Genomic DNA, 17600 nt, shown 5'->3' with positions numbered 1-17600 from the left:
GGGGATCGGGCGGATAAAATGATAAGCGTACAGACAATAGAGAAGGAAAGCCGCTCCGAAGCGCCCAAGCCATGCCAGCACCGAAAGAAGACTATTACCACGGAGCGGGCCGCCCGAAGCTCAGGCAGAAGGGCGAAAAGCTCGCGCCGCTTTCCGAGCGGCTCGCCCGAATCGGGCTCGCCTCGGACTGGGACTTCGTGCTGCACCTGCCGCTGCGCTACGAGGACGAGACCGCGATCGTCCCGATCGGCTCGCTCAAGGCCGGGGTGACAGCCCAGGTCGAGGGCGAGGTGACGCTCGAGCGGGTGACGCCCCGGTCGCTCACCGCCGAGGTCGCCGACGCGACGGGGCGGCTGCAGGTGAGGCTGCTGCACTTCTATCCCTCGCAGGTGCGCCAGCTCGAGCGCGGCTCCCGCGTCCGCCTTTACGGCGAGGCGCGGCCCGCCTGGGGCGCGGGCGGGCTCGAGATGGTGCACCCGAAGGTGCGCCGGGCCCTCGCCGAGGGCGAGCGGCTGCCTTCGACCCTCACTCCCGTCTACCCGGCCGGCGAGGGCATCACGCAGCTCTGGCTCAGAAAAAGGATCGCCCGGGCGCTGCTCGACGTGGACCTCTCGGATCTGATGCCGCAGGCCCTGCGCGAAAAGCTCGGGCTGCCGCGGCTGCGCGAGGCGCTCCTTTATCTCCACCGCCCGCCGCCCGGGGCGGATCTGTCGGCGCTGCAGGAGCGCACGGCCCCGGCCTGGAAGAGGCTCAAGTTCGACGAGCTGCTCGCCCAGCAGATCGCGCTGCGCCACTCGAGGGCGCTGCGCTCGGCGGCCCGCGCGCCGAGGCTTGCGCCGCAGGACGGAGGGCGCCTCACCTCGAGGCTGATCGAAGGCCTGCCCTTTGCTCTCACCGGGGCGCAGCTGCGGGTCTGGAAGGAGGTCGCCGCGGATCTCGCCTCCGCCTCTCCCATGAACCGGCTCGTCCAGGGCGACGTGGGTTCCGGCAAGACCGTGATCGCCGCGCTTGCCGCCTGCCGCGCGATCGAGTCGGGGCGGCAGGCCGCCCTTATGGCGCCCACCGAGATCCTGGCCGAACAGCACTATCGGGGGATTTCGCGCTGGCTCGAGCCCCTGGGCGTCCGCACGGCCTGGCTCTCGGGCCACATGAAGGGGTCGGAGAAGCGCGAGATGTCCGCCCGCATCGCCTCGGGCGAGGCGCAGTTTGTCGTCGGCACCCACGCCCTCATCCAGGACGGCGTCGCCTTCCACAGTCTGGGGCTCGCGATTATCGACGAGCAGCACCGCTTCGGCGTGGAGCAGCGCCTCGCGCTGCGCGGCGGCTCGGGCGGGCTCACGCCCCATCTTCTCATGCTCTCGGCCACGCCCATTCCCCGGACGCTGGCGATGAGCTACCTCGCCGACTTCGACGTCTCGGTGATTGACGAGCTGCCGCCGGGCCGCAAGCCCGTGTCGACGAGGCTCGTGTCGATCGCCCGGCGCGACGAGCTCATCGCCGCGGTCGGCTCCGAAATCTCCCGGGGCCGCCAGGCCTACTGGGTCTGCCCGCTGATCGACGAGAACGAACAGCTCGACCTCACCCCCGCGAAGACGGCCTTCGAGGAGATCCGCTCAAAGCTGCCCGCGGCGAGCGTGGGGCTGATCCACGGGGCTCTTCCCCAGGCCGAGAAAGATGCGGTCATGGAGTCCTTCAAGGAGGGAAAGACGGATCTGCTCGTCGCTACCACGGTGATCGAGGTGGGAGTGGACGTGCCCAACGCCACCGTGATGGTGATCGAGCACGCCGAGAGGTTCGGGCTGGCGCAGCTGCACCAGCTGCGGGGGCGGGTCGGCCGCGGGTCTGAGAAAAGCTGGTGTGTGCTGCTCTACGGCGAGCCCCTGTCCGAGACCGGCCGCGAGAGGCTGCGCGTGATCCGCCAGAGCAGCGACGGCTTTGAAATTGCGAGAAAGGACCTCGAGCTGCGCGGGCCCGGGGAGTTTCTCGGGGCGCGCCAGTCGGGCATGCCGATGCTGCGCTTCGCGAGCCTTGAGGAAGACGGTGATCTGATCGACCTCGCGCGCGAGGCCGCGGCCGAGTGGCTGAGGACCGATCCGCAGACGGCGCTGCGGCACGCGAAGCGCTGGTTCGCACAGCGCGAGGGGTTCCTCGAAGCTTGAAGGCGGCCGGGTCTCCGGCGGTCCCGTCCTCCTGAAAAGGCGCGCCGTTCAGTGCCCGGGGCCGTAGTCGCGCGGGCCGAAAATGGCGCTTCCGATCCGCACCATCGTGCTGCCGCAGGCGATCGCTTCCTCGAAGTCCCCGCTCATGCCCATGGAGAGCGTGTCAACCGGCAGCCCCGCCTCCTGCGCCGACAAAAAGAGGCTTCGCATGGCCTTGAAGGGCCCGGCCTGGCTGGCGGGGTCGCTGGCCGGAGCGGGAATCGCCATGAAGCCGCGCACCCGCAGCCGAGGCAGCTTCGAGGCCTCGAGCGCGAACGCGACGGCCTCCTGCGGCGCGAGGCCGCTTTTGCTCGCTTCGCCGTCGATGTTCACTTCGACGAGGACGTTGAGGTCGGGCAGGTCCTGCGGCCGCTGCTCGGAGAGCCGCCGGGCGATTTTCATCCGGTTCACGCTCTGCACCCAGTCGAAGCGCTCGGCCACCATCCGCGTCTTGTTGGACTGCAGCGGCCCGATGAAGTGCCATTCGAGCTTGAGCCCGGGGCGGTTCTCGCGGAACCAGTCCACTTTTTCGCACCCTTCCTGGGCGTAGTTCTCCCCGAAGGCCCTCAGGCCCGCGGCCGCGGCCTCCTCCACCGCCGAGGCGGGGAAAGTCTTGGAGACGGCGAGCAGCCGCACCTCCCCCGGGCCGCGCGACGAGCGCTCGCAGGCCGCCTTCATCCTTTCCTGAATGCTGCGGATCCGACCCTCGATTCCTGGCAAGAGCACTGACATAAAGCGGTTTCTTCTCCGGAAAACACCCCTCGCGAAGGACCGGTCCGCGAGGATTAGCCTATCCGCGCTATGACCTTCGAAAAGCCGCCGGCAGCGGACCGGGAGGTGTTTTCAAAATTCTTAAAAGATTAAAAAATCAGCACATTATGGTGTGTAACCCGAAGCCTTGCGCGGCATCTTAGGGTTTGTGCTTAAAAACCCTCTTTTTTTCTGCCGGGCGCGGCTCCATAGAATACATCCACGCTAAAGGAAGAAGAGGCTTTCCCCAGCGCAGATTTACCTCCGCGCGGCGAGCCGATCCGTTTTTTGTCTCTTTTTTAGAAGAAAAATGACTCATTTCAGAAAACTCGCCGCTGCGGCGGCCGGTGTGGCCGCGGCGCTCGCCTCGAGCGGCGCCTTTGCCGCAGGCTTCCAGCTTAACGAGCAGTCCATCGTCGGCATGGGCCGCTCTTATGCGGGCGAAGGCATCATGGGCGACGACGTCTCGGCCGCCTGGTACAACCCTGCGGGCCTCACTCTTCTGCCCGGGACTCAGATCCAGGTGGGCGGCGTGGACGTCGAGCTCGACCTTGACTACAAGGGCAAGGACGGCAGTTCTGAGAACGGCCGCAAGCGCTCTTCGCCGATTCTGCACCAGATGATGAGCCACCAGTTCAGCGACAGGCTCTGGGGCGGGCTGGCGATCGTCATGCCCTACGGGCTGTCGACTTCCTACGGCGTCGACTGGGCGCAGAACCAGCGCGGCTATGACGCGAGGCTGCTCGCGGTCACGATCAATCCGTCGCTCGCGTGGAAGCTCACCGACAAGGTCTCCGTGGGCGCGGGCTTCCAGGCCCAGCACATCGACGCCACTGTTTCCATGAAGAAAAACGTCATGGGCTACGGCGCCTACAGCCGTCTGGAGGCCGACGACTGGGGCTTCGGCTGGAACGTCGGGGCGATGTGGGAGCCGAGCGAGACGCTTCGCTTCGGCTTCGGGTACCGCTCGCAGATGAACCATAACGCCCACGGGCACGTGAAGCTCACGGCAGACAGCGCTTCCCAGAGCGGCATCCAGAACCTTTTGAAGGCCGCGAGCGCGAATTCTGCGATCATGGCCCAGCTGAAGGCGCTGGCCGCTCAAAACGGCATCAGCTCCTCGGCCCTCATGAGCCTCGCCTCGAGCGGCTCGATGACGCTGCCGGGCGGCGCGAACATGAAGTCGCCGGCCAACGCGAACTTTACGGTGGTCTGGAAGTACTCTCCGAAACTGCGCCTGTCGAGCACCATCCGCTGGACGGACTGGAGCAGCTTCGACAAGCTCATCATCACCGCGGGAAACCTTCCGCACAGCTCGACCGACATCCCGATGAAGTGGCGCGACACCTGGTTCGTGTCCCTCGGCTATGACCTCGACATCACCCCGAAGTGGACGATCCGCGGCGGCGTCGCCTACGACCGCTCCCCGATCAAGGACGCGCGCTACCGCACGGCGATCATCCCGGACGCGAACCGCGGATGGCTGTCGCTGGGCGCCTCCTACCGCCTGAATGACCGCTGGCAGTTCGACCTCGCGGCCATGCACGTGCACGCCTTCGGCAACCGCGACCTCTATTCGGACTACACGAGCTCGGGCGAGAAGGTGGGGCACTTCAAGAGCCTCAACTCCTACCTGCTTGGCGCGGGCTTCGTCTACCGCTTCTAAGGGCATCCGCAGGGCTTCGGCCCGGCGTCCCTCAAGGCGCGGAACTCCTCATCGGGGAGCTCCGCGCTTTTTTCCCTGCCTTGACTCTGCAGTTACTGCAGGCTTTTTAATGAAGCCATAAGACTTGAGGGAGGCACGGAAAATGCCTGATTCTAAGAGTAGCCTGGTGATCAGCGTGCCGGACATGGACTGTCCGGTCGAGGAGGGCGAGATCCGGGCGGAAATGAAAAAGCATCCGGAGATACCGGAAGGGATTTACAGCACGGGAAAGCGCACGATCCGCTTTGAGGCGGACGCGGCCCTCGTTCCCGAAATCCTAGCGGCGCTTAAGGCCGCGGGGCACCCGGGCAGCCTGCAGGAGGCGTCCGCCGCGCGGCAGATCCTCATCCGCGTGCCGGACATGGACTGTCCGGTCGAGGAGGGCGAGATCCGGGCGGAAATGAAGAAGCATCCGGAAATTCCGCAGGGAACTTACAGCACGGAAAAGCGCACGATCCGCTTCGAGGCGGATCCGGCGCTCGTGCCGGAAATCCTCGCGACGCTTGAGGCCGCCGGGCACCCGGGCAGCGTGCAGACGCAGTCCGGGCAGGAAGACGGCGGCATTGTCATCTCGGTTCCGGAGATGGACTGCCCGGCCGAGGAGGCCGAGATCCGCCGGGCGCTTAAGGCGCTGCCCGGCCTGCCCGAAGGGACGTACGACACGGCCCGGCGCACGATCGCCTTCCGCACGGGGCGCGGGGCCGCCCCCGAGATCATCGAGGCGATCCACCGGGCGGGGTTTGAGGCGAGCCTGCAGATCGGGCGGCGCGCGGCGGACCCTGCTCACTCGAGCCGGATTCCTTGGAAGCGGCTCGGTCTCGCCTTCGCGTTCGCTCTCTGCGCGGAAATCATCCCCGAGGCGCTCGAGGCGGCCGGGATTCCCGGCCCGGCGATCGGCTCCGGGGTCTGGTCCGTGAGCGCTGCCGCGGCGGCGGGCTTTGTTCTCGCGCTGGCGGCCGTGGCGCTTTCGGGCTTGAAGACTCTGAAAAAAGGCTTCGCTTCGTTTTTCAGGCTGCGCTTCAACATGAGCGCTCTCATGGCGCTGGCGGTGGCAGGGGCCTTTCTTACCGGCAACTGGGCCGAGGGCGCCATGGTGATGGCGCTTTTCGAGCTCTCGGAGGGCATTGAGCAGCTCTGCCTTGAAAAATCCAGGAACGCGGTGAAGTCCCTGCTTTCGATTGTTCCGCAGACGGCCTCGGTGAAGCGCGGCGGGGCTTTCGTTGACGTGTCCGTCGAGGAGCTGCGCGTGGGCGACACGGTCCGGGTGCTCGCCGGCGAGCGCATACCGGCCGACGGCGAAGTGATTTCGGGCGAATCCTCGGCCGACGAGTCCATGCTCACGGGCGAGCCCATCCCGGCCGCCAAGCGTCCGGGCAGTCCCGTCATGGCCGGAACCGTCAACTCCACGGGGGTGCTTGAAGTGCGGGTGAAGGCCGAGGCCCGCGACTCGAGCGCCTCGCGCATCATCGCCTCGGTCGAGGAGGCCGAGCAGAAGAAGGCTCCGGTGCAGCGCTTTGTCGACCGCTTTGCCGCGTGGTACACGCCCTCGGTGTTCGCGCTGGCGCTGGCCACCGCGCTGCTGCCTCCGCTTTTCCTTGGCGGCGAGTGGCTCGAGTGGATTTACCGCGGTCTCGTGCTGCTCGTGATCGGCTGCCCCTGCGCCCTCGTGATCGGCACGCCCGTCACGATCATCTCCTCGCTGGCCTGCGCGGTGCGCGAGGGCATCATCATCAAGGGCGGCGTGTACCTCGAGATGGGGCGCAGGCTCAGGAACGTGGCGCTTGACAAGACCGGGACGATCACGACCGGCAGGCCGGTGTGCACGGACGTGATTGCGCTCGGGCCCGCGAAGGACCGCGCCTCGCTGCTGCGCGCCGCGTCCTCGCTGTCGAGGCTTTCGGACCATCCGGTGTCGGCTGCCATCACGAGGCTTGCCGCCGCCGAGCACGCGCTGGGCGAACCCGCTTCGTCTCTGAAGGCGATTCCGGGCTCGGGCATCGAGGCCCGGTGCGGCAGCTGCAGGCTGAGGCTCGTGTCCGCGGCTGCGGCCGGAGCACTGTCGGCTTCTGCGGCCGCCTCGGTCAGGGCGCTGCAGACCGGGGGCAAGTCGGTTTCGATTCTCCTTGACGCTCTTGGGCCGGTCGCCGCCTTCGGCGTCGCCGACCGCGTGAAGAGCGGGGCGCGCGAAGCCGTGGCCGATCTGAAGGCCGCCGGGCTCGTGCCCTGGATTCTCACCGGCGACGGCGAGCAGGCGGCGCGCGCCGCGGCCGGCGAGGTCGGGATAGAGCACGTCGCCTCCGGGCTGCGGCCCGAGGGAAAGCTCGCCAAGATTGAAGAGATCAGGAAGGAGGGCCTCACCGCGATGGCGGGCGACGGCATCAACGACGCGCCGGCCCTTGCGGCCGCCGATATCGGCTTCGCGATGGGGGTGAAGGGCGCGGACTCGGCGCTGGAGGCCTCGGGCGTGATGCTGATGGACGACAACATCGGCAAGATCGCCTTCTTCAAGCGCCTCTCGCAGAAGACCTGGCGTTTCCTCGTCGGGAACATCGTCTTCGCGCTTTCGGTGAAGGCCGCCTTCGCGCTGCTAGACTTCATAGGGCTGGCCACCATGTGGATGGCAGTCTTCGCCGACACGGGCGTGACGCTCATCGTGGTGGCGAGCGCCCTGAGGCTGATGCGGGCTGCCCCGGAGATCAAGAAGGACATCGAGCGCTCGCGCGGCCCGCTGCGCGTGGTCCGGGGTTCTTCCGGAACCGAGGGCCTCGCTTCCGGCGCGGCCTGATAAAAAGTCCCGGCGTCCGGCCTCAGGGGCGGGCGGCGGGAAGGGCGCCTTCCGGGTCCCGGCCTGAGTGCCGGGGCTTGGCAGGGCGCCCTTTTTTATGCGGAAGTCCGCCCTGCGCGCAGGCGCTCCGTCCCTCCCCCCAGCTGCTTTCTCCACCCCGCTGCTGCGGGCCGGCCCCCTGTCGTTTTCAGATTCCTGTATTTCCTATAAACAAAAATGAGAATAACAATTACTAAAATGAACAGCAATAAAATTATAATATAACATATTGATATTTATATATTTATAGCAAATAGCTCTCAATAAACTACATACTATTCCCTAAGACAAAATAATATGGTATAGTTTCGTCTCGTAGGTAAAACGCCTTAGGTAAAAAATTGTAGTCAGCGAGGGCGGGTGCATGCCTTCCCTCCACCCCGAAACAATGCATGACCCGGGCGGGACCCGGGTCTTTACAGGAGAGAGCGATGTCTCGAATCGAACACGATTTCCTCGGCGATCTTGAGATCCCGGATGACGTCTACTACGGCGTGCAGTCGCTGCGCGGCAAGGAGAACTTCCACATCACCGAGCACTCCATGCGCGAGGACAAGTACTTCATCGAGGCCTTCGCCCAGGTGAAGAAGGCCGCCGCCCGCACGAACAAGGAGCTGGGCACGATTCCGGCCAACGTCGCCGATGCCCTCATCTCCGCCTGCGACGACCTGATCGCGGGCAAGTACCACGACCAGTTCGTGACCGACTGGCTGCAGGGCGGGGCGGGCACCTCCACCAACATGAACACGAACGAGGTGATCTGCAACATCGCCTGCGAGAAGTTGGGGCTGCCCAAGGGCTCCCAGAAGCAGGTCTCGCCCAACGACCACGCGAACTTCGGCCAGTCCACGAACGACACCTATCCGACCGCGCTGCACCTCGCGATGTACCTGCGCTCCGAGGATTTGCTGAAGGCCCTGGGGCAGCTGCGCGACTCCTTCTACAAGAAGGCCGATGAATTCAAGAACGTGCTCAAGATGGGCCGCACCCACCTGCAGGATGCCGTCCCGATGTCGATGGGCCAGGAGTTCCACGGCTGGGGCCGCACGATCGAGGACGAGATCGAGACGATCAAGGACGCCCAGAAGCATCTGCGCGTGATCAACCTGGGCGCCACCGCGATCGGCACCACCGTCACCTGCCATCCGGACTATCCGGCGAAGGCCGTGAAGTACCTCTCCGAGCAGACCGGCATTGACTTCCACAACAGCACGGACCTCATCGCCGCCACCTCCGACTGCGGCGCCTACGTCGCGATTTCCTCGGCCCTGAAGAGCCTCGCCGTGAAGCTCACGAAGGTCTGCAACGACATCCGGCTGCTCGCCTCGGGCCCCCGCACGGGTCTGTCCGAAATCAACCTGCCGATGCGCCAGCCCGGCTCCTCGATCATGCCGGGCAAGGTGAACCCGGTGATCCCGGAGGTGACCAACCAGGCCTGCTTCCTCGCGATCGGCCTTGACACCACCGTAATGCTCGCCGCCTCCGCCGGCCAGCTCGAGCTCAACGTGATGGAGCCGGTGATCTCGTTTGCGGTCTTCACCTCGATGAAGGTCCTCACGAACGCCATGGTGACGCTGCGCGAGAAGTGCGTTGACGGCATCACCGCGAACGCCGAGCACACGAAGGACCTCGTCATGAACTCCTTGGGGATCGTGACGCTGCTCAAGCCCCACTTCGGCTACATGCTGTGCGCCGAGATGGCGAAGGAAGGCTACCTGCAGCACAAGTCCCTGCACCAGATTGTGGTCGAGGAGCGCAGGCTCATGACCGAAGAGAAGTGGAACGAGGTGTTCTCCTTCCAGAACCTCATCGCGCCGAAGTTCGAAATGTAATTTGCCCCCAGGGCAGACCGGAGGCCTGTTCAAAGGGGCCTCCGGGCCGGACCGCCGGAACAAAGGAGCGGGCGGTCCGGCAGACGACCGGATCCGGAAGATGACGGGAGCCGGTGGACGGGCGGGCCGCAACCGAAGGCCCCCCGCATATCAATCAACCAGGGACAGCGAACCCGGGAGAGCTGTTTTTTCCCGGGCGGGCTGATAAAAGCAAAATGGATATCATGTTGATTCTGCAGATCATCGTTCTGCTGGGCGCGATCTTCATCGGCGTCAGGCTGGGCGGCATCGGCATCGGCTACGCCGGCGGCGCCGGCGTCCTTATTCTCGGGCTCGTGCTCGGCATGAAGCCGGGCAACATCCCGTGGGACGTGATCCTCATCATCGCGTCCGTGATTTCGGCTATCTCCGCCATGCAGCTCGCGGGCGGCCTCGACTTCCTCGTGCAGATCGCCGAGCGGATCCTGCGCAGCAATCCGAAGCACATCAATTACCTCGCCCCGATCGTGACCTACTTCCTCACGATCTTCGCGGGCACCGGCCACACGGCCTTCTCCATGATCCCGGTGATCGTCGAGGTCGCCAAGGAGCAGCACATCAAGCCGGTGTGCCCGCTGTCGATCGCAGTGGTGGCCTCCCAGATCGCCATCACGGCTTCGCCGGTTTCCGCGGCCGTGATCTACATGAGCGGCGTGCTGGAGAACTTCGGCTGGAGCTATCCGGTGCTGCTCGTGATCTGGCTGGCGACGACGTTCATCGGCTGCATGATCACCGCCTTTATCATGACCCACATCCAGAACATGGATCTGGACTCCGACCCGGTCTATCAGCAGCGCCTCGCCAAGGGGCTCGTGAAGGCTCCGGAGCCTTCCGCCGTGAAGACCCTCAAGCCCTTTGCCAAGCGCTCCGTGGGGATCTTCCTGCTGGGCGTGCTCGCCGTGGTGTTCTACGCCTCGGCCATCTCCCCGGCCGTGGGCCTCATCAAGCATGTGATCGTCCCGCGCGACGCGGCCATCATCAGCCTCATGATGCTGGTCGGCTTCCTGATCACCGTGTGCTGCAAGGCTGACATCAGCAACGTCGCCTCCACGAGTGTCTTCAAGAGCGGCATGGTTGCCATCATCTGCGTGCTGGGCGTCGCCTGGCTTGGCGACACCTTCGTCTCGGGCCACAGCGCCGAGATCAAGAGCTTCGCGGCCTCTACGGTCGCCGCCTACCCGGCCCTGCTTGCCGTCGTGTTCTTCTTCGCGGCCATGCTGCTGTACTCGCAGGCCGCCACCGCGAAGGCGATCACCCCGGCCATCGTTGCCGCCCTCGGCATCACCTCTTCGAACCCCGGCGACTCCTACATGCTGGTCGCCTGCTTCGCGGCCGTCTCGGCTCTGTTCGTTCTGCCCACCTATCCGACCCTGCTCGGCGCGGTTCAGATGGACGACACCGGCACCACCCGCATTGGCAAGTGGGTCTTCAACCACGCCTTCTTCCTTCCCGGCATCCTCGCCATCGTGTTCAGCGTGGCGCTCGGGTTCCTTGCGACGAAGCTCTTCTAAAAAAGCTTCCCGTCGTCAGGCCGCCCTTCGGCCCCGGGGCCCTGCGCCCCGGCCGCAGGGCCGCCGACAGAAACGCCGCCCCGATCAGGGCGGCGTTTTTTATTTCTGCTGTTTCATAGCTTCGGTTCAATATAATGGAATTGGTGAGAACACTAGGGGCCGCAGGCGCCTGTCGCTGTTTGAAGCCGCGCGGAGCGACCTCCGCGGCCGGATTTGAAGAGGAGCAGCCATGAAAGAGATTTCCCGCAGAAGTTTTCTCAAGGGCAGCGCCGCCGCGGGCGGCCTGGCGGCGATGCCGGCCCTCGCCTCGGGACCCTCGGCGCTGCCGCGCGCCTGGACCTATGAGGCCGATGTGGTCGTCGTGGGCGGCGGCGGGGCGGGCCTGCCCGCTGCGATCGGGGCGCGCGACCGGGGGCTTTCCGTCATCGTGGTCGACGCGAACTACGACGTGGGCGGACACGCGATCGTCTCGGGCGGCAACGTGCCGCTGGGCGGCGGTACGGCTCAGCAAAAGAAGTACGGCATCAGGGACGACCCCATGACCTATTTCCGCGACCTCACGGACTGGTCGGTCGTGGAGACGAGCGGGATGCCTGACTACCGCTACAACGACCGGACCGTGCAGTACGCGATCGCGATGAACGCCGCCCGGACCTACGACTTCCTCGTCGCCCACGGCGTGCGCTTCGAGGACCGCGCCCCTGACAATCTCGGCGCGCACGCCGTGGGCATCTCGGCCCGCCGCGAGCACCACTGCGTCTGGAAATCGGGCCAGTGCGCTGAGAGCCCGGCGGGGGCCGGAGGGGCCGCTCTCATGCGGCCGCTTGAGTACTCGGCCCGGAAAAAGGGCGTGCGCTTCCTTCTCAACTACCACATGGACGAGATTTTTCGCGAGGACGGCGGGCGCGGCCGCGTCTGCGGGATCCAGGCCCGCTACACGCCCCGGATCCTGCCCGACGGGAAGCGCCTCGAGAGCTTCAGAAGCGAGGGCGGCATCGACTGCCGCGAGCCCTCCGTCACGGTTCGCGCGAGAAAGGCGGTCGTGATCGCGACCGGCGGGAACTCCGGCAACGTCGAGTTCCGGCGCATCTTCGACCCGAGGCTCACCGGGGAGTATGCGAATGCCGCGGGCGAGTACTCGCCGCAGGACGCCTCCGGGGAGCTTGCGGCGATGGCGGTGGGCGCTTCGCTCTGGGGCGCGGCCAACCAGGCGATGGACAGGAACGGGTCGCTGCGCAAGCGCCAGGTGATCGGCGTGCGCACGAACTACGTGAGCTGGACGAAGAAGTCGCCTGTGTTCCCGTTCGTGAAATACCCGGGGCTGCGGATCCTCAACTGGCAGGACGCGATCATCGTGAACCAGGCGGGCCGGCGCTTCTACAGCGAGCTCGAGAACGGCTACCCCAACGGCACCCACGAGGGCTTCTACAAGGACGGCGCGCCCTATGTGCAGGGCAGCTGGCGCAACACGACGAGAATCAAGTTCCGGCCCCGCAACTACATCGACGCGGCGCTGGCGCTGAACGAGGGCTCGAAGCCGCCGCTTTTCTCCGCCGGCCCCCAGTGGGCGGTCTTTGACTCAAAGGGCGCGGCTCGCGAGCACATGAAAATCGAGCCGGGCTGCTGCGATCCCCAGGTGTTCTTCTCGGCCCCCACGATTGAGGAGCTCGCGCAGAAAATCAACACCTCGCCCTGGCAGAGGTCGAAGATGGACCCGAAGGTGCTCGCCGAGACCGTGCGGCGCTACAACGGGTTTGTCGATGCGCGCAGGGACGAGGACTTTGACAAGCCGTCGCCGCGCTTCAAGATCGAGACCGGGCCCTTCTACGCGGCCTGGGCGAGCTTTGCGGTGCACGACTCCTATGCGGGTCTGCGGATCGACGAGAACTGCCGGGTGCTCGACCTGAGGGGACGGGTGATCGAGGGCCTTTACTGCGGAGGAGAAAGCGCCGGGGGCTGCAGCCAGCACGGGCTGGGCCGCACACTGACGCAGGGCTACATCATCGGGCAGAAGGCCGGGGCCTGAGCGCCTGGTCCAAGAGAAAAAGGAAGCCCTTTTTTCATCGGGACTTCCTTTTTTTTCCACAAGACGGCGCAGGAAGGCCGCGGCGCTCCCCGGCCGTGGGCGGGAAGGGCGGGGGAGCCCTCCTCCTGCGGCCTTCTCAGGGCGTGCCGGGGCGGCCGGCGCCGCCTTTTTTCTGCCTGCGGTTTGAGCCTGCGACCAGGTCGAAGCGGAAGAAGCGGCATTCGAGTGGGCCGTTGAAGAGCACCGTGCGGCGGCTCTCCTTCAGGTGCATCTCTCCCGGCAGGTGCAGGTCCGAGGTGAGCATCCACGCCCTCCAGCCCGGGAAGGCGTGCTTTAGGTTGTCGGCCACCTTTCGCATCATCGAGCCCACCGTGGCGCTGCGCGGCGAGGACTGCTCGCCGTAGGGAGGATTGGCGACGATCAGCCCCGGCTCCGTTCCTTCGGGAGGCACGATCTCGCGCGCGTCGCCCGTGCGGAAGGAGAGCCTCCCGTCCTCAAGCAGCGGCGCGAGCCCGGCGCGCAGGGCGTTCGCGTGCGCTTTTCCGACCACGATCGAGGAGATGTCGCTCGCCTCGATCCGCAGCTCCCGGTGCAGGTTCACCTCGCTTTTCGCGTCTTCGAGGAGCTCCTGCCAGGTTTCCGGCTCGAAGCTGAGCAGCTGCTCGAAGGCAAAGTGCCGCCGCAGGCCCGGCGCGACGCCGCAGGCCGCGCAGGCCGCCTCGATCGCGATGGTGCCCGAGCCGCAGAAGGGGTCGAGCAGCGTCGTCCCGGGCTCCCAGCCCGAGAGCATCAGCAGCCCCGAGGCGAGATTCTCCTTGAGCGGCGCCTCGCCCTTGTCCGTGCGCCAGCCGCGCTTGAAAAGGGGCTCCCCCGCGAGGTCGACGTAGAGGGTGCAGTACTTTTCATCCAGGTAGGCCGCGATCTGGACGTCCGGGCTGTCGCGGTCCACGTCGGGGCGGCTGCCGCAGGCCTGCACGAAGTGGTCGCAGACCGCGTCCTTGATGCGCAGCGTCGTGAAGTCGAGGGACTTGAGCGGCGCGCGGTGCGCGGAGACCGAAACGCGGATCGACTGCGAGGGCAGGAAGTAGTTTTCCCAGGCGACGGATCTGGCGAGCGCGTAGATGTCCCGGCTGTCCCAATAGTCGTGGAATCCCACTTCCTCGAGCACCCGCGAGGCGAGGCGAGACCGCAGGCAAAGCTCCCAGGCGGCCTGGCGCGGCCCCTCGAAGGCAACGCCCGAAGGGGTCGCACGCGTGCGTTTCGCTCCGCACGAGCGGGCCTCCTCTTCGAGGAGCTTTTCAAGCCCCCAGGGGCAGGCGGCGTAAAAACGGTGGTTCTTTCGGTCTGTCATCGCAGCGCTCTTCTGTTTAGTTTGCAGGCGCAGGCCCCTTTTCTCAGGCCCGCAGCTCCCCGTGCCCGAGCACGATGTACTTCTGGCTTGTGAGGCCCTCGAGCCCCACGGGGCCGCGGGCGTGCAGCTTGTCGGTCGAGATGCCGATCTCGGCCCCGAGCCCGTACTCGAACCCGTCGGCGAAGCGCGTCGAGGTGTTCACCATGACGGAGGCGGAGTCCACCTCGCGCAGGAACCGCTCGGCCGCCTCGTGGCTCGAGGTGATGATGGCGTCGGTGTGGTGCGAGCCGTGCTCGTTGATGAAGTCGATCGCCTCGGAGAGGCTCCTGACCACCGCGATCGAAATCACGGGGGCGTTGTACTCGGTGTCCCAGTCCTCGGGCGTAGCCTCGATCGCGGCGTAGCCCGCGTTCTGCACGAGCGAGAGGCTCGCCTCGTCGCAGCGCATCTCGACGCCCTTGTCGTGGAAAATCCGGGCGATGCGCGGCAGGAACTCGACGGCGGACTTCTCGTGCACGAGCAGCGTTTCAGTCGCGTTGCAGGGCGAGTAGCGCTGGGTCTTCGCGTTGTCGGTCACCCGCACGGCAAGCTCCAGGTCGCAGGGGCTGTCCACGTAGGTGTGGCAGATGCCGTTCAGGTGCTTGATCATCGGCACGCGCGCTTTTCCCATGAGCCGCGAGATGAGCCCTTTGCCGCCGCGCGGGATGATGACGTCGATCCACTGGGGCGAGGTGATCATCTGGTCGACCATGGCGCGGTCCGTCGTCTCCACGTACTGAACCGCCAGGGCCGGCAGCCCCGCCTTCTGCAGCGCCTCGGAGACGAGCCGGGCGAGCAACCGGTTCGTGCGGATCGATTCGCTGCCGCCGCGCAGGATCGCGCAGTTCCCGCTTTTCAGCGCGAGGGCCGCGGCCTCCACGGTGACGTTGGGGCGGCTCTCGTAGATGATGCCGATCACGCCGAGCGGTACGCGCATCCGGCCCACGATGATGCCGGAGGGCTGCGGGCGCAGCTCCTCGACGCTGCCCACGGGGTCTGGGAGCCGCGCGGTCTGCTCGAGGCTTTCGGCCATGCGCGCGATCACCGCGGGGGTCGCGGCAAGCCGGTCGAGGAACGCCGCAGGGTAGTTTTCGGAGCGAGCCGCCTCGAGGTCCTTTTCGTTTTCGGAGCGGATGTCGGCCGCGCGGGCGCGGATCAGGGCCGCGAGCGCGAGCAGGGCCTCGTTCTTGGCCCGGGTGGAGGCTCGCGCGAGCTCCCTGGAGGCTTTGCGGGCGTCCTGCCCGAGGCGCTTCATGTAAAGCGCGGGATCCAGATTTTCGTCTGCCATTTCCTTGTGTGTCCTCCCGGAGCGAGCCGGGGCGCCTGCGCTGGAGGCCGCCGCCGGAGTTCCTTCAACAATTTGTTTGAGCCATCGGCCTTTTTTTCAGCGCGAGAGAAACGCCGCGACCGACTTGAGTTCGATCCACGGGTCGGAGTCCCTGCCCGGCACCTCGAGCCCCTTGTAGATCTGATCGATGTCGGCGCACACGACAAGCGCGTTCCTGAGCTTTGCGGTGCTCAGGCGCTTCGCGCCCGCGATGACCGCGGCGGCCTTCTCGCGCGGGAATATCCGCAGCTCGTGCGCCGCAGCCTGCGCGTTTTCGCCCTGGTCGAGCCGCGCCCGCAGGGCGATCATCCGGCGGATGTCCTCGCTGAATGTGTAGAGCAGGATGGGCATCACCTGGCTTGTCGTGAATTCGCCCCGCAGCCCTTCGATCGCCCGGCAGGCCCGCGCCCCGTCGCCCAGCATCGCTGAGGTCGAGACCGTGGCCACATCGTAGCGCGAATTGTCGAGCACCGAGGCCTCGACCTCCTCGAGCGTCACGGGCCCCTCGGAGTCGTGCAGCAGGGCGAGCTTGCGGATTTCCTGCGCCGCGGCAAGGAGGTTTCCCTCGGTCTGGTCGGCGAGGCACCGCAGGGCCTCCTCGGTCGCCTCGAGCCCTTCGCCCTTCAGCCTGCGGCCGAGCCAGGCAGGAAGCTGCGCGCGCGCGACGGGGTCGCAGTCCACCAGGTTCCCCGCGGCGGCGAGGGCCTTGAACCACTGGCTTTTGGCGACGCGCCAGTCGGCCTGCGGAACGGAAACCATGACGCACAGGCCCGGCAGGGGCGTCTGCGCGAGCTGCTCGAGGGCGGCCGCCCCCCGCACTCCGGGCGAGGGGGCCGAGAGCCTCGCCTCGATGATCCTGCGCTCCGAAAAAAGCGAGGTTTCGCCCACGGCCTCGGCGAGCTGCCGCCAGTCGCTGCCGGCGCCCAGCACGAGCACGCGCCGCTCCGAGCAGCCGGCGGCCCGCGCGGCCGCCCGGATCGCGTTGGCCGCCTCCTGGGCGAGAAGCGGCTCGCGGTCCGCGATCAGCCAGAGGGGATCGACCGCGCCCGCCTTCTTCTGGGCGGCAAGCTTCGGGGAGAGCGCCGCGCTATTGAACCGCATGGGGCTTGGCCGCCTCGAGGCGGCGCAGCAGCTGTATCGCGATGTCTTTTTCAATGTCGCGGTAGAGCGTCGCCTCTTCCGTTTCGCGGGAAAGGTAGTTCTTGTAGGTGTAGGGGATGTCGCGCCTCGCCGAAAGCGTCGTGGCCGGCATGAACTCGTAGCCTTCGGGCGAGGTGAGCCTGAAGGTGATGTCGAGCCCCAGGCGGTATTCGCGGGCGTCGCCGCTGTCGTTGTAGGAGTTGACGACGCGGGTGCGGCTGGTCGAGTCGGTCGAGAGGATCGCCTCGGCATCCCGGATGTCGTCCACTACGGTGGCGGAGGTCTCCGCCTCGATCCGGCGGCGGATTTCGTGGGTGAGGGGCGACTGGCCGCTCATCTCGATGTAGAGTGTCTTGAAGGGAACGGAAAAGCGGCCGCGCGGACGAAAGCCGCACCCCGAGGCGAGAGCCGCTGCGGCAACGGCGGCAAGGATCCCTCGCCTTGAAAGGCCGAGTTCTGACATGACGCTCCCCCAAACGGTGAAAAGACGATGCGTTCATTATACGGGGTGCCTGAGGGCGTTGCGGGGTCCAGTGGCAGCCTCTTCGGGCGGCGGGACGGAAGGAGGCCGCCCTCGGCACCCTTTTTCCGGTCAGCCCCGGCCGGACTCTTTTTCCCGGGCTTCCTGCAGCCAGCCGAGCACTTCCTTTTTCGAGGGAACGCGCCCCGAGCAGACAACCCGTTCGTCGATCAGGACGGCGGGCGTGGCCATGATGCCGGCGGCCACCATTTCCTTCAGGTCCGTCACTTTTTTCACCTCGGCCTGCAGCCCGGAGTCCTGCAGCGCCTCGACGACGATCTCTGCGGTCTTTCCGCACCTCGGACAGCCCGGCCCAACGACTTTAATGTTCATCAGAT

At 66.3% G+C, this 17600-nt stretch carries 12 protein-coding genes; 6 read left to right on the top strand and 6 right to left on the bottom strand.

The genetic code is table 11. The features are described from left to right. Positions 1-71 precede the first annotated feature (71 nt). Positions 72-2159, top strand: coding sequence for an ATP-dependent DNA helicase RecG (gene recG, locus MUN46_RS00595; RefSeq protein WP_243377075.1), 2088 nt, complete (start codon positions 72-74; stop codon positions 2157-2159). 48 nt (positions 2160-2207) lie between these two features. Here recG and MUN46_RS00590 read toward each other — a convergent pair whose 3' ends face one another. Further along, a complete protein-coding gene (locus MUN46_RS00590; protein ID WP_370659320.1) occupies positions 2208-2918 on the bottom strand; it encodes a YggS family pyridoxal phosphate-dependent enzyme in 711 nt (236 codons plus the stop codon). A gap of 340 nt (positions 2919-3258) precedes the next feature. On the opposite strand from MUN46_RS00590, the gene MUN46_RS00585 reads away from it, so the two are divergent. From MUN46_RS00585 to MUN46_RS00565, 5 genes are all read left to right on the top strand, one after another. Beyond that, complete coding sequence (locus MUN46_RS00585) at positions 3259-4614, top strand: OmpP1/FadL family transporter (protein ID WP_243377074.1); 1356 nt, start codon at positions 3259-3261, stop codon at positions 4612-4614. Between the two features lie 142 nt (positions 4615-4756). Continuing rightward, positions 4757-7438 carry a heavy metal translocating P-type ATPase gene (locus tag MUN46_RS00580; protein WP_243377073.1) on the top strand — a complete coding sequence of 894 codons (2682 nt, stop codon included), beginning with the start codon at positions 4757-4759 and terminating at the stop codon, positions 7436-7438. 470 nt (positions 7439-7908) lie between these two features. Further along, the gene (locus MUN46_RS00575; RefSeq protein ID WP_237980578.1) at positions 7909-9309 is read left to right on the top strand and encodes an aspartate ammonia-lyase; all 1401 of its coding nucleotides are present in this window, start codon (positions 7909-7911) and stop codon (positions 9307-9309) included. Positions 9310-9524: 215 nt separating this feature from the next. After that, complete coding sequence (locus MUN46_RS00570) at positions 9525-10859, top strand: anaerobic C4-dicarboxylate transporter (RefSeq protein ID WP_281069878.1); 1335 nt, start codon at positions 9525-9527, stop codon at positions 10857-10859. Positions 10860-11088: 229 nt separating this feature from the next. Continuing rightward, a complete protein-coding gene (locus MUN46_RS00565) occupies positions 11089-12885 on the top strand; it encodes an FAD-dependent oxidoreductase (RefSeq protein ID WP_243377072.1) in 1797 nt (598 codons plus the stop codon). 136 nt (positions 12886-13021) lie between these two features. On the opposite strand, the gene MUN46_RS00560 is transcribed toward MUN46_RS00565, so the two are convergent. The 5 genes from MUN46_RS00560 to MUN46_RS00540 form a co-directional block, all read right to left on the bottom strand. Beyond that, complete coding sequence (locus MUN46_RS00560; RefSeq protein ID WP_243377071.1) at positions 13022-14236, bottom strand: THUMP domain-containing class I SAM-dependent RNA methyltransferase; 1215 nt, start codon at positions 14234-14236, stop codon at positions 13022-13024. Between the two features lie 43 nt (positions 14237-14279). Beyond that, positions 14280-15563 (bottom strand): glutamate-5-semialdehyde dehydrogenase, encoded by a 1284-nt coding sequence (locus MUN46_RS00555; RefSeq protein ID WP_237980587.1) that lies wholly within the window; start codon positions 15561-15563, stop codon positions 14280-14282. Between the two features lie 96 nt (positions 15564-15659). Next, complete coding sequence (gene holA, locus MUN46_RS00550) at positions 15660-16703, bottom strand: DNA polymerase III subunit delta (RefSeq protein WP_243377070.1); 1044 nt, start codon at positions 16701-16703, stop codon at positions 15660-15662. Continuing rightward, a complete protein-coding gene (locus tag MUN46_RS00545) occupies positions 16690-17205 on the bottom strand; it encodes an LPS-assembly lipoprotein LptE (RefSeq protein ID WP_243377069.1) in 516 nt (171 codons plus the stop codon). Before MUN46_RS00545 ends, holA begins: the two co-directional genes overlap by 14 nt. 129 nt (positions 17206-17334) lie before the next feature. Then, positions 17335-17595, bottom strand: a complete 261-nt coding sequence (locus tag MUN46_RS00540) for a thioredoxin family protein (protein WP_243377068.1) — start codon at positions 17593-17595, stop codon at positions 17335-17337. Between the last annotated feature and the right edge of the window lie 5 nt (positions 17596-17600).

The organism is Mesosutterella faecium (genome assembly GCF_022809315.2).
GTDB classification, from domain to species: domain Bacteria; phylum Pseudomonadota; class Gammaproteobacteria; order Burkholderiales; family Burkholderiaceae_F; genus Mesosutterella; species Mesosutterella faecium.
This window is presented reverse-complemented; position numbering and strand designations above follow the sequence as displayed.